Raw genomic sequence first — 12,714 nt, 5'->3', positions numbered from 1 at the left:
TATGAATCAGCCTTTAGCATATGTTCATCCAGGAGCCAAGATAGCACGAAATGTTGTTATTGAGCCATTTACAACGATTCATAATAATGTTGAAATTGGTGAAGGGACTTGGATTGGATCAAACGTAACAATCATGGAAGGTGCAAGAATTGGAAAAAACTGTAAAATTTTTCCAGGGACTGTAATTTCTGCTGATCCCCAAGATTTAAAATTTGATGGAGAAATCACTACTGTAGAAATTGGAGATAATACAACAATTCGCGAGTGTGTGACTATAAATAGAGGTACAAAGGATAGATATAGAACAGTAGTAGGAAAGAATTGTTTAATTCAAGCCTATAGCCATATTGCTCACGATTGTATTGTGGGAGATAACTGTATATTCTCTAACTCAAGTACTTTAGCAGGACACGTAACTGTAGGAGACTATGTTGTTTTAGCAGGTCTAGTTGCAGTTCACCAGTTTTGTACAATTGGATCGCATTCTTTTATAACAGGAGGAACTTTAGTTCGTAAAGACGTTCCCCCATTCATTAAAGCTGCAAGAGAGCCAATTTCTTATGCTGGAATAAATTCAGTAGGATTGCGTCGTAGAGGTTTTGATCCAGAGAAGATTCGTGAGATTCAAGCTATTTACCGTATTTTATATCAAAAGAATTACAATACGACTCAAGCTTTAGAAATTATCGAAACGGAAATGGAAGCAACTCCAGAGAGAGATGAAATAATCATGTTTATCCGTAATTCTTCAAGAGGAATTATGAGAGGATATTCAGGAATGTATTAATAAATAAAAATAATTTAGAAAATGGCAACTACAGCTGATATTAGAAATGGTTTATGTATAAAATACAATAATGATATTTATAAGATTGTTGAATTTTTACATGTAAAACCTGGAAAGGGACCTGCTTTTGTTAGAACTAAAATGAAAAGTTTAACAAATGGAAAAGTATTAGAAAATACTTTCTCTGCAGGACATAAAATTGACGAGGTTCGTGTAGAAACACATAAATTCCAATATTTATACCCAGAGGGAGACCAATTTCATTTTATGAATGTGGAGAACTACGAACAAATTACTTTATTAAAAGATATTTTAGATGCTCCAGAATTATTAAAAGAAGGAGAAATGGTAATGGTTCAAATCAACACTGAAACGGACCTTCCTTTAGCTGTTGATATGCCAGCTTCTGTTATTTTAGAAGTTACTTATACAGAGCCAGGAGTAAAAGGTAATACTGCAACAAACGCAACAAAACCTGCTACTGTTGAAACTGGTGCTAGCATCAATGTTCCTTTATTTATCAATGAAGGAGATAAAATTAAAGTAGATACAGCTTCAGGTTCTTACATGGAGCGTATTAAAGAATAATTCACTTTTTAGTATAGTTAGGTTATGCGTTTTGAAAAAGTTCAAGACTTGCAAACCATTGCTCAAATTATTGGGTGTGAGTTTGTAGGTGAGCCAGATTTTCCTGTTTATGGTATTAACGAAATTCACGTTGTACAAGAGGGAGAAATAGTTTTTGTGGATCATCCTAAGTATTATGATAAGGCTTTAGAATCTAATGCCACTATTATATTAATCAATAAAGATGTACCATGTCCACAGGGTAAGGCGTTGCTTGTATCCGAGGATCCATGGAGAGACTTCAATAAGTTATCTACTTTTTTCAACCCTTTCAAACCAGCAGAAATCTTGCAAGCAAAGGATGCAGTAATAGGGGAAGGTACCGTTGTACAACCTAATGTGTTTATTGGGCACAATGTGGTTATCGGTAAAAACTGTGTTATTCATCCAAATGTAGTTATTCACGATGGTGCCATTATTGGTAATAACGTGGTAATTGGTGCTGGAACTATTTTAGGTGCAGACGCCTTCTACTATAAGAAAAGGCCAGAAGGATTTGATCCTTTGATTTCTTGTGGAAGAGTTGTTATTGAAGATAACGTTGGAATAGGTGCTTTATGTACTATTGACAGAGGTGTTACCGGAGATACTCTTATACAAGAAGGAGCAAAGATCGACAACCAAGTACATATTGGTCACGATACTACAGTAGGTAAGCGTTGTTTAATTGCTGCTCAATGTGGAATTGCAGGCTGTGTAATTATAGAAGATGAAGTTACTCTTTGGGGGCAAGTTGGTACCACTAGTGGTATAACAATTGGTTCTAAGGCGGTAATTTTAGCTCAATCTGGAATTTCTAAATCTCTAGCTGGAGGTAAAGTTTACTTTGGTTATCCAGCACAGGAGTCTCGAGATATGTTGAAGCAATTAGCCAATATTAAGAGAATCCCGTCGATTTTAGAAAAAGTAAAGTCTATATAACCCTTGGTAAATGGTCAAAAAACCTTTTAAAGGGTGTTTTTATAGCAAGTCAAACAATTATTAGTCAAACCAGATATAGTTAAGCAACAAAAAATTTTATTCTAGCGTAGAATTGTTTATTTTTGTATAACTATGTTTAAATAATTAAAAACAAAATCATGAGTGTTTTAGTAAATAAAAATTCAAAGGTAATCGTTCAAGGGTTTACTGGAAGTGAAGGTACTTTCCACGCTTCTCAAATGATTGAATACGGGACAAATGTTGTAGGTGGAGTTACTCCAGGTAAAGGAGGAAGCACTCATTTAGATCGTCCAGTGTTTAACACTGTTGCTGATGCAGTAGAGAAAGCAGGAGCTGATACTTCTATTATCTTCGTACCACCAGCGTTTGCTGCTGATGCTATTATGGAAGCTGCTGATGCTGGAATCAAAGTTATTATTTGTATTACAGAAGGAATTCCTGTTGCTGATATGATTAAAGCTTATGCTTACATCCAAGATAGAGACTGTCGTTTAGTTGGACCTAACTGTCCAGGTGTAATCACACCAGGTGAAGCTAAAGTTGGTATTATGCCAGGTTTTGTATTTAAGAAAGGTACTGTTGGAATCGTTTCTAAATCAGGAACTTTAACGTATGAAGCAGCTGACCAAGTTGTTAAACAAGGTTTAGGTGTTACAACTGCAATCGGAATTGGTGGAGACCCAATCATTGGAACTTCAACTAAAGAAGCAGTTCAATTATTAATGAATGACCCTGAGACTGAAGCAATCATTATGATTGGTGAAATTGGAGGTCAATTAGAAGCTGATGCTGCTCGTTGGATTAAAGAAGACGGAAACAGAAAACCTGTTATCGGATTTATCGCAGGAGAAACTGCTCCAGTTGGAAGAACAATGGGGCACGCAGGTGCTATTGTAGGTGGAAGCGATGATACTGCTGCTGCTAAAAAACGAATCATGAGAGAATGTGGTATCCACGTTGTTGATTCACCAGCTGAAATTGGATTAAAAGTAAAAGAAGTTTTAGGATAATCCCTAACTTTTTCTATCTATCATAAAAAAGGCTATTCCCAAGTGGAATAGCCTTTTTTTATTGCTGTATAATTAGGATTTGTTTGAAAAGTAAGCGTGTTTATTTTTTTGGAGGGTTGGTTGGCATATAGATCTAAGAGGTATAGTTTTGTAATACTCTAGTTACAGTAATATACTTTTAGTCTATAGTTGTGTTTGATTATGCCATAGGCTTGGCTTGATAGGATATTTATCGCTTATAAATTTGTAGAGACCAAATAAAGTCTATTGGATCAATATTTGCCAAAGCAAGCCAAACATATGTAATTCAAAGTCAGAAATAAACAAATAAGGCATTGCTGTCAAGAAAATGAAAACAAGTAGGTGATAGGGGAGGTAATACGCTTATATAGCGCTTTTTAAGCTACTATATTAAAAAACCATAGCCAAGAGTGTAATTTTATTAAACACTTTTAAAATAAGCTTATTTTAAGCTGAAGAGCGTGTTTTGTAATAAAAAAAGGGATACTCCATATTGGAATATCCCTTTTGTTGTTATCTCAATTGAGCACCAAGGTTGTTTTCTAATTGGTATTTAATTTTACCCATTATTTTTTCTACCTGGTTATCTGTTAGTGTTTTACTTGCATCTTGCATTAAGATAGAAATAGCATAAGATTTTTTACCTTGTTCTATTTTATCTCCTTGGTAGAAGTCAAATAAAGTAACGTCTTTAATGATGTTTTTATCCACTTGTTTAACAAGATTGTGGATTTGTTCAAAGGTTACTGCTTCGTCAATTAGTAAAGCGTAATCTCTTTTTACAGAAGGGTATTTATTGATTTCTGTAAATTTGATTTTATTGCTTAATACTTTTATGATATTTTCCCATTGGAAATCAGCGTAGAATACCTCTTGTTTGATATCGAAAGCTTTAGTAATACTCTTTTTCAAGATACCAAACTCTACAATAGTCTCTTTTCCTAAAGTATAAGCAATTCCTTCTGAAAAGATATCGCTCTCAATAGGAGTGGTTTGAATTTTATTTAAACCTAGACGAGATAAAAGTGCGTTGATGTATCCCTTAAAGTCAAAAAAGTCTAAGCTTCTTTGTTGTGTATTCCATGACGCTTTCACTGTATTCCCAGTAGCAAATAAGCTAAAGTTTTTATGCTCTTCGTAAGTAGTTAGTTTCTTTTGGTAAATTTTTCCAAATTCAAATAACTTTAAATCCGATCTTTTGCGGTTGATATTATAAGAGATTGCTTCTAATCCACCGAAAAGTAGAGTTTGTCTCATTACACTTAAGTCTGAACTTAAAGGGTTTAAGATGTCTACTTGAAAGCTTTCTTTTACAGATTCCGTTAATTCATTGTAAGCAGGAGTAGTCAAAGAGTTGTTCATGATTTCATGGAAACCTTGAGCTACTAATAAATTAGATACAATATTTTGAATTTTGTGGTCTTCTGTTCTAGAGCTATTAGAAATAGTAGCGTTTAATTTAGAAGAAATCTTAATGTTATTGAAACCATATACGCGTAAAATTTCCTCAATTACGTCAATTTCTCTAGTTACATCCGCTCGATAAGCAGGTACAGTAATACCCAGTCCTAGATCGCTCATGCTATGTACTTTAATATCTAAAGTAACTAAAATCTTTTTAATAGTCTCTTTAGAGATTTCTTCTCCTAAGATTCTATTAATGTTATTAAAGTTTAAGAAAACAGAGTGGTCCTCGATTTTCTTAGGATAAAGATCTATAATATCAGAAGTTATCTCTCCACCTGCTACTTTTTGAATCAATAAAGCAGCATGCTTTAAAGCATATTCTGTAATAGATGGGTCAATTCCTCTTTCAAAACGGAAAGAGGAATCTGTATTTAGTCCATGTCTTTTAGCAGCTTTTCTTACTACAACTGGGTCGAAGTAAGCACTTTCTAAAAAGATAGATGTAGTATTCTCTGTAACAGAGGATTTTAATCCACCGAACACTCCAGCAAGACACATTGGACCATTCTCATCACAAATCATTAAGTCATTTTGGTCTAAGGTACGTTCTACACCGTCCAAAGTGATAAACTTAGTTCCTTGTGGCAATGTTTTAACTTGGATTTTTCCTCCTTTGATTTTTGCTGCATCAAAAGCATGTAGAGGTTGGCCTAAATCGTGAAGTACATAGTTGGTAACATCCACAATATTGTTCTTTGGCGTGATTCCAATTGCTTTTAATCTATTTTGTAGCCACTCTGGAGATTCTTTTACCTCAATACCTGAGATAGTAACTCCACAGTAACGAGGTGCTTTTTTATAATCCTCTACGGTAACATCAATTTTTAAGGTACGTTGTTCTACTTTGAATTTACTTACAGAAGGAGTAATTAATTCTTGGTGTTGAATTTCGTTATTGGCGTTTTGTAAAAGACCTGCACGTAAATCACGAGCAACTCCCCAGTGACTCATAGCGTCAGAGCGGTTTGGTGTTAACCCAATTTCGAATACTTCATCTGTGGCAATATTGAATACTTTAGCCATTGGAGTTCCAGGGGCAAGACTTGGGTCTAAAACCATAATTCCAGAGGAATCTTTTCCTACACCTAGTTCTACCTCAGAACAAATCATTCCAAAGCTTTCTTCAGAGCGAATTTTTCCTTTTTTAATTTGAAATGCGTTGCCATCTTGATCAAATAGCTCTGTACCAATGGTTGCTACAGGGACTTTTTGTCCTTGAGCTACATTTGGAGCACCACAAACTATTTGTACTGGCTCGCCCGTACCTAAATCAACTTTAGTTACATTTAATTTATCAGCGTTAGGATGTTTGGTACATGACAATACGTGTCCAACAACAACTCCTTTTAAACCACCTTTTAGGCTCTCGTAATGAGTAATACCCTCAACTTCAAGACCTAAGTCTGTTAAGATTTCTGAAGTTTGTTCCGGTGTAATGTCTAATTTTATGAATTGTTTTAACCAATTGTATGAAATATGCATTCGAATAATTTTTTTGAGTACGCAAATATAAGCATTGCGATAGTTTAAGGGAAATAAAAAGCGAAGATTTATGTGTATTTTATCTATCTGAGCAAGAAAAAATTACAAAAATTTATCAAGTGTTTTTTTATCAGGTAATAGGCAGGATGATTTTTTACCAAAAAGGCGGTATCTATTACTTGCTACTACCTCATAAAGTTTATCCATCCAGGATTGTGGAAATAAACTAGCAAGACAAACAATGCGATATCCACCTTTTAATTGGGCTGCTATATGTACAACTGCCTGAGATTTTATCCAATGTCCTTTACCTGGTTGGTAAAAGACAATGCTATCCATAACTATAGGTTTAATACCTAGGTGTGTCAATAGTGTTTTACCCTTGTCGCTTTGTAAGGCTATAAATCGAAATTGATCCTTTTTATCGGCCTTTATAATGCGCTGTACAACATTATCACATAAATTGCAAACCCCATCAAAGAGTATTATACTTTTATCTTGTGGTAATTCCATGATTATTTTTTTCTTTCTACCATTTCAAGCTGATCTAAAGAAACCTTTGAGGTGAAGATACCATAGTTTACTGTTGCTGTATTTTTTTCAATATTATCTATACTTCCAACAGCTCTTCCGTCTATCATCCTAACTCTATCTCCAACTTTTAAAGGAAACTTAGGTTTGTTTTGGTCTTGTTGAACCTTTAGGATTTTTTCTTGTTTTTTCTGCTCTCGGATTTTTTCAATCTTCTTGTCTACTTCGGCTTGTATTGTTTTTTGTTCTATTTGTTTTTGTTTCTGCTCTTTTACAGTTTGTTGTTTTCGCTTTGAGTTTTCAATTTCAACTACTTTTAAAATTTCAGAGAAAAGAGATTTCTTGCTTTTATTATTAAAGTATTTTAAAGATAGGTCATCTATCTTTTGACCTAGGTATACCAAACGTTGGTTGGCATCAAAGAGCTCTTGATAGCGGTAGAGCTTATCTTGGATCTTTCCATTAATGTCCTGCATTTTTAAGCTTTCTTCTCTAGCTTTAGATTCCTCTTGTTTTAAATTATTGGAGGTTCTCTCTAATTTATGTCTTTCCTTTTGCAGATTTGCAATAGTTTTATCAAAGCGAACTTTGTCAGATTCTACTTTTTTCTTCGCCCTATTAATAAGACTAAAAGGGATACCATTTTTTTGAGCTACCTCAAAGGTGAACGAGCTACCTGCTTGACCAACATTTAATTTATATAAAGGCTCAAGTGTTCTTTCATCAAAGAGCATATTGGCATTGGTAGCATTTGGAAGTTCATCGGCTAGAATCTTTAAGTTGGTATAGTGAGTGGTGATGATTCCAAAGGCATTTCTTTGGTAAAACTCTTCTAAAAACACCTCTGCTAAGGCACCTCCTAATTCAGGGTCGGAACCTGTACCAAACTCATCAATTAAAAACAAAGTGTTTTCATTACATTTCTTTAAAAAGTAATTCATGTTTTTTAATCGATAACTATAAGTACTTAAATGGTTCTCTATACTCTGGTTATCTCCAATGTCGGTAAGAATTCTATCGAATAAAAAAGTAGTACTTCTTTGATCTACTGGAATAAGTAAACCAGATTGTAGCATTAATTGTAAAAGACCAATGGTTTTTAAAGTAATACTCTTTCCTCCGGCATTAGGTCCAGAGATTACAATGATTCTACCTTGCTCGTCTAACTGTATAGTCTGGGCAAAGGTTGGTTTGCGCTTTGCTTTATTGTTTAAAAGTAAGATAGGGTGGAAGGCCTCTTTGAAATACAATACTCTTTCGTTATTAATATTTGGAAGTAAAGCATTTATTTTATTCGCATACTTGGCCTTAGCACTTGTGATATCGATATGAATCAAAAATGCTTTATACTGCTTTAATACCTGTAAGAAAGGTCGTAGTGTATTGGTAAGGTGTTTTAAAATACGTACGATTTCTTCTCTTTCCTCGTACTCTAAATTATTTAATTCACGAGAGAAGTGAAGAGTTGCCTCTGGTTCAATATAAACTATACTACCTGTTTTACTTTGTCCAAGTACACTTCCTTTTACTTTTCTTCTGTGCATAGCTGTAACAGCCAATACACGGCGATTTTCCACTACGGTTTCTCGGATATCATCCAAATAACCTGCGTTGTTATATTGGGTTAGTGCAAATCCAAAGCTTTGGTTTATTTTACCTCTTACAATATTGATGTTTCTGCGTATAGATTGTAAATCTACAGATGCGTTGTCTTTGATTTCACCATATTTATCTAGTACTTGGTCAATGGCCTTTAGAATTTGCTTTTCTAATGCCAAAGGTGCTGCATCTTGATAAATATGAGGGTAATAGGTTTGGAATTTATTTAAAAATTCAATTAAAGTAAGGGTTGTCTCTACAAGAGAATATATTTTTTTAAAACTTGAGGCTTCTAAAAAACTATCTTCAATAGCTAGAAATTGAAGTTCATAATCAATACTGTCAAAGTAATGGTTAGGAATAATATTATTATTGGTAAAAGAAGAAACATACTCAGAGGTTTGTTTCAAAGCCTTCAAAGTATCTTCTTGGGTTTTAAATGGTGTAATTAACATAGCGTCTTCTTTCCCTTGTTCTGTTACACAGTAATGGGAAACGCTTTGTAATACCGTTTCGAATTCTAAATCTTGTAATGTTTTTTTATTTATTGTTGCCATTGTTTAAAAAGGAAAATAAGTACAAAAGTACTACTATTTAAATAAAGATAAGGGGAATTTATAGCCTTTAGACCCCAAAAGTAGATAAACTAAGCAATAAAAAAGCACGTATTGTAGTAGATAGGATAAAAAACTCCACAGCAAAATTTTTCGCTGTGGAGTTTTTAAGTATATTCTAACTATTATTTACGGTAGCCGAATAATTGTTTTTCTTTAATCATTTGTGCAATACCAATGGGTAGTTTTTTTTCCCATCCAGGTTTGTTTTCTTGTAAGAGCTTTAAAATATCCCTAGAGAAAACATCTAATGTCTGTGCCTCATAATTGTTGATGTCTACAATTTGTTGGTTCTTCTTGAAATACTTATACAGTTCTTTCACCGGTAAATCTACCTTTAGATTGGTAGAGTCAATAATTTCTCCTTGATCGTTTTTCATAGGATAAAGGTAAATTTTCATTTGGTTTCTAAAGAGCTTACCTAATGCCTCTAGTATACCTCCAGAGAGGTTGGTATAGTATTTTTGTTCAAAAATATTTAAGATACTACTAACTCCCATTGATAAAGCAATATGCTTATCGGTATATTGGGAAAAGTATTCCGGCAAACGATAATATTCTTGGAAATTGGAAATCATCACCGTTTGTCCTAAGGAACAAAGTAAATCTGCTCGATGTAAAAAGTCTGTTTCATCCAAGTGCCCTTGCATTAAAAGATTGGATAAGGTAATCTCGAAGATAACTGCAGTTTGATCCTCTTTTAAGTCGTTTTCTTGTTTAAACATCTCTAAGGCATTGGTATACATATGCATGTTTACTATGGTTACTGGACGAAAACTACCTCTTAGTGCTAAAATATTTTTTCTAAATAAAACATTTGCAGGTAGTTGGCTCTTTCCGTCAGGACCAAACATGACTGCATCTGTCATTCCATTTTTCACCAAGAATAAACTCATTAATCGATTGTCTATTTTCTCAAACAAAGGACCAGAGAAGTTAATGGTATCTATTTCTATTTGATCTTTATCTAAGTGGTCATATAAACTATGTATAAGTTTTTTAGGATCGTGATTTTGATAAAAAGCTCCATAGATTAAGTTTACGCCAAGAATTCCTAAGGTTTCTTGTTGCAGTCTAGAATCGGTTTCCTTAAATTGTATGTGTAGAATGATTTTGCTATAAGGTTCATTGGCATTTGACTGAAACATAATTCCAATCCAACCATGGCCTTTGTTCTTTTTAGCATAATCAATAGTAGCTACTGTATTGGCATAGGAGAAAAAGGCCTTATTTGGGTTACTTTGTCTCACTAATCTTTCTTCTAATTTACGGGTTTCATACTCCAGCATCTTATCTAGTCTGCTTTCTGTAACATAACGGCCATCTTTTTCTACGGAATAAATGGCGTCACTAAAAACCTTGTCATAAGCACTAATTGCCTTTGCTACGGTTTTAGAAGAACCACCAGCACGGAAAAAATGTCGCACTGTTTCTTGACCTGCACCAATTTCGGCAAATGTTCCATAAATATTGCTATTTAAATTAACCATTAATGCTTTGTCCTGGATAGCAGGGTGATGTTCAATAACTCTATCGCCTTGTAATACTAAATCTTCTGCAAATTTTTCCATGTTTTAAGCTTTTTAAACAAACCTAATAAATATAGTACAACAAAAAAAGATAAAGCTTATTTTTGTAAAAAAAATAGTAAGTTGGAAGTATATTTTTTAGGTACCGGAACCTCTGTTGGCATTCCAGTTATTGGAATAGATCATCCGGTTGGACGAAGTAAAAATCAAAAGGACAAGCGCTTGAGAAGTTCAATTTTAATTAAATGGGAAGATACAACCATTTTAATTGATTGTGGACCAGATTTTCGCCAGCAAATGCTAAAGGCCAAATGCAATAAAATAGATGCTATTTTATTTACCCACGAGCATGCGGATCACGTAGCTGGCTTGGACGAAATTAGAACACTTTGTTACCTTCATGGGTCAATGCCATTGTATGGTCTGCCTAGGGTCCTAGATGCCCTAAAAAGACGTTATGAGTATATCTTTGCTACAGAGAATAGATATCCTGGAGCCCCACAAGTAGAACCAATTGCCTTGGAGGCTTTTCAAGAATTTAAAATAGGGGATAAGCCCATTACTGCCTTGCCAATTTTACATGGTGATTTAGATATATTGGGATTTATTCTAGGAGACTTGGTTTATATAACCGATGCTAAATATGTAGACCAGGCTTGTATTGACAAAATAAGTGGGTGTAAAGTTTTAGTGGTAAATGCTTTGCGTATAAGTGAGCATCCAACCCATTTTAGCCTAGAACAGGCTTTGGAGTTTATTGAAAAAGTACAACCCCAAAAGGCTTATTTGACCCATATTTCTCAAGATCTAGGTTTTCATGAAAAGGTGCAAAAAGTACTGCCGAAAGATGTATATTTGGCCTTTGATAATTTAAAAATTAATCTATAAATATTCCTATGAGAAATAAGGTGTTTTTCTATCTTTTCATGTTTTCTATTTTAATCATCGTATTGTTGTTTGCTAGCAATAATAATATGCGTAAAAGTGCTGATAAAAGGATAGATATTGCTCAAAAACGTATTGAAATTGTAAGAGATTCTTTACATCAGGTTGAAAAAGAATTAGATTTAGCTAATTATTTTGCCCTAGAAAACAATGCAGTAGCCCAGGAGTACTTCAACTATAAGACCATAGATAGTGATGTACATAAAATAGAACAAGAAGTATTGGCTTTAAACCATAATGCCCAAGGAAATACTTTAGTCCCGTATGGGGTGATAGATGGATATAAGTGTATTATTAATAAGGTACAGTTTTTAAATCATCGATGGATTATTGCCGATTTTTATGCAGGAGATCAAAAAGGAGAAGTATTGATCCAGTATTTTTTCCAAGATGGTAAACCTACAGAGTTTTCTACTATTCAAAGTATATTGTATACCAAAAAATAGGTACTATTAAATTGCGACTTGATATGAGAAAAATAATTTATTTTTTACCCCTTGTTGCTATGTCTTTGTTTTCATGTGATTTTATCCTCAAGCAAGAGAGTAACATGGAAAATAATGCTTTAGTAATCGGGCAAGATTTAGATGTTAATCCAGAGGCCGATCCAACGCAGTGTGCACCTGATCAAGGTTACTGCTATAGTCAAATTTTTGAGGATTGTATTCGACCTTTTGAAATTGGGTTTCGATTAACTCCAGTAGGAAAGGTTACCCAAGAACAAATCGAAGAAGAAAACGATCTAGAGCAAAATGGGATTAGCTGTTTTGTTGTAGTAAGTCCTAATAAGGATAAAGTTGAAATTTATTTGCCCAACCATGCAAAGGGAATTCTCTTGAATAAACAAGAGCAGGGTCTTTATACTAAAGACCATTGGAAGTTTGAATTTAAGCCAGCAATGGTTTTAAGTCATAAGGATGAAGTTGTTTTTAAAGCAGCTGTACCTAGTGAGACTTCCATCTATGGAGCAAAAGAAGAAGAGGTTATTTAAAATAAATTAGAAGTATAAAGAAGAGCCAGTTTTAAACAAGGGCACTGAAAAAGTCCCTTTTTAAAATGGAGACTTAAAACAAAGAGGTGAACTATTAAAAGTGATTACTTTTAATGGTTTACCTCTTTCTGTTTATATTTACCTGTTTTTAAATATTACCGGGTTATCT

The 12,714-nt window shown here is 33.9% G+C and carries 11 protein-coding genes; 7 read left to right on the top strand and 4 right to left on the bottom strand.

Annotation, left to right across the window (positions count from 1 at the left end; all coding sequences use genetic code 11):
• Window position 1 precedes the first annotated feature (1 nt).
• The 4 genes from lpxA (at window position 2) to sucD (ending at window position 3,366) form a co-directional block, all read left to right on the top strand.
• Window positions 2–787: an acyl-ACP--UDP-N-acetylglucosamine O-acyltransferase gene (gene lpxA, locus ACYSNX_RS06030; RefSeq protein WP_461753780.1), complete on the top strand. Its 786-nt coding sequence runs from the start codon at window positions 2–4 to the stop codon at window positions 785–787.
• Between the two features lie 21 nt (window positions 788–808).
• Window positions 809–1,375, top strand: coding sequence for an elongation factor P (gene efp, locus ACYSNX_RS06025; protein ID WP_461753779.1), 567 nt, complete (start codon window positions 809–811; stop codon window positions 1,373–1,375).
• 24 nt (window positions 1,376–1,399) lie between these two features.
• On the top strand, window positions 1,400–2,335 hold the full coding sequence (locus tag ACYSNX_RS06020; protein WP_461753778.1) for a UDP-3-O-(3-hydroxymyristoyl)glucosamine N-acyltransferase: 936 nt from the start codon (window positions 1,400–1,402) through the stop codon (window positions 2,333–2,335).
• Window positions 2,336–2,493: 158 nt separating this feature from the next.
• Window positions 2,494–3,366 carry a succinate--CoA ligase subunit alpha gene (sucD, locus tag ACYSNX_RS06015; RefSeq protein WP_461753777.1) on the top strand — a complete coding sequence of 291 codons (873 nt, stop codon included), beginning with the start codon at window positions 2,494–2,496 and terminating at the stop codon, window positions 3,364–3,366.
• Window positions 3,367–3,900: 534 nt separating this feature from the next.
• Here sucD and pheT read toward each other — a convergent pair.
• From pheT to ACYSNX_RS05995, 4 genes are all read right to left on the bottom strand, one after another.
• Window positions 3,901–6,336, bottom strand: a complete 2,436-nt coding sequence (gene pheT / locus ACYSNX_RS06010; RefSeq protein WP_461753776.1) for a phenylalanine--tRNA ligase subunit beta — start codon at window positions 6,334–6,336, stop codon at window positions 3,901–3,903.
• Window positions 6,337–6,438: 102 nt separating this feature from the next.
• Window positions 6,439–6,849 carry a thiol-disulfide oxidoreductase DCC family protein gene (locus tag ACYSNX_RS06005; RefSeq protein WP_461753775.1) on the bottom strand — a complete coding sequence of 137 codons (411 nt, stop codon included), beginning with the start codon at window positions 6,847–6,849 and terminating at the stop codon, window positions 6,439–6,441.
• 2 nt (window positions 6,850–6,851) lie between these two features.
• A complete protein-coding gene (locus tag ACYSNX_RS06000) occupies window positions 6,852–9,023 on the bottom strand; it encodes an endonuclease MutS2 (RefSeq protein WP_461753774.1) in 2,172 nt (723 codons plus the stop codon).
• 182 nt (window positions 9,024–9,205) lie between these two features.
• Window positions 9,206–10,651: a TonB-dependent receptor gene (locus ACYSNX_RS05995; protein WP_461753773.1), complete on the bottom strand. Its 1,446-nt coding sequence runs from the start codon at window positions 10,649–10,651 to the stop codon at window positions 9,206–9,208.
• A gap of 81 nt (window positions 10,652–10,732) precedes the next feature.
• Between ACYSNX_RS05995 and ACYSNX_RS05990 the strand changes: the two genes are divergently transcribed.
• Genes ACYSNX_RS05990 through ACYSNX_RS05980 form a run of 3 tightly spaced genes read left to right on the top strand, consistent with a single transcriptional unit; the run spans window position 10,733 to window position 12,545 of the window.
• The gene (locus tag ACYSNX_RS05990) at window positions 10,733–11,497 is read left to right on the top strand and encodes an MBL fold metallo-hydrolase (RefSeq protein ID WP_461753772.1); all 765 of its coding nucleotides are present in this window, start codon (window positions 10,733–10,735) and stop codon (window positions 11,495–11,497) included.
• Between the two features lie 8 nt (window positions 11,498–11,505).
• Window positions 11,506–12,000 carry a hydrolase gene (locus ACYSNX_RS05985; RefSeq protein ID WP_461753771.1) on the top strand — a complete coding sequence of 165 codons (495 nt, stop codon included), beginning with the start codon at window positions 11,506–11,508 and terminating at the stop codon, window positions 11,998–12,000.
• A gap of 23 nt (window positions 12,001–12,023) precedes the next feature.
• The gene (locus ACYSNX_RS05980; protein WP_461753770.1) at window positions 12,024–12,545 is read left to right on the top strand and encodes a hypothetical protein; all 522 of its coding nucleotides are present in this window, start codon (window positions 12,024–12,026) and stop codon (window positions 12,543–12,545) included.
• Window positions 12,546–12,714: the final 169 nt, after the last annotated feature.

It is taken from the genome of Myroides sp. LJL115 (assembly GCF_054871665.1).
Note: the sequence above shows the minus strand (reverse complement) of the source record. Positions and strands in the feature narration are given on the sequence as shown.

Coding starts and splice junctions, on each gene's coding strand:
- ACYSNX_RS06020 (WP_461753778.1), top strand. CDS start 1,400: ATGCGTTTTGAAAAAGTTCAAGACTTGCAAACCATTGCTCAAATTATT.
- ACYSNX_RS05995 (WP_461753773.1), bottom strand. CDS start 10,651: ATGGAAAAATTTGCAGAAGATTTAGTATTACAAGGCGATAGAGTTATT.
- ACYSNX_RS06000 (WP_461753774.1), bottom strand. CDS start 9,023: ATGGCAACAATAAATAAAAAAACATTACAAGATTTAGAATTCGAAACG.
- efp (WP_461753779.1), top strand. CDS start 809: ATGGCAACTACAGCTGATATTAGAAATGGTTTATGTATAAAATACAAT.
- ACYSNX_RS05980 (WP_461753770.1), top strand. CDS start 12,024: ATGAGAAAAATAATTTATTTTTTACCCCTTGTTGCTATGTCTTTGTTT.
- sucD (WP_461753777.1), top strand. CDS start 2,494: ATGAGTGTTTTAGTAAATAAAAATTCAAAGGTAATCGTTCAAGGGTTT.
- ACYSNX_RS06005 (WP_461753775.1), bottom strand. CDS start 6,849: ATGGAATTACCACAAGATAAAAGTATAATACTCTTTGATGGGGTTTGC.
- lpxA (WP_461753780.1), top strand. CDS start 2: ATGAATCAGCCTTTAGCATATGTTCATCCAGGAGCCAAGATAGCACGA.
- ACYSNX_RS05985 (WP_461753771.1), top strand. CDS start 11,506: ATGAGAAATAAGGTGTTTTTCTATCTTTTCATGTTTTCTATTTTAATC.
- pheT (WP_461753776.1), bottom strand. CDS start 6,336: ATGCATATTTCATACAATTGGTTAAAACAATTCATAAAATTAGACATT.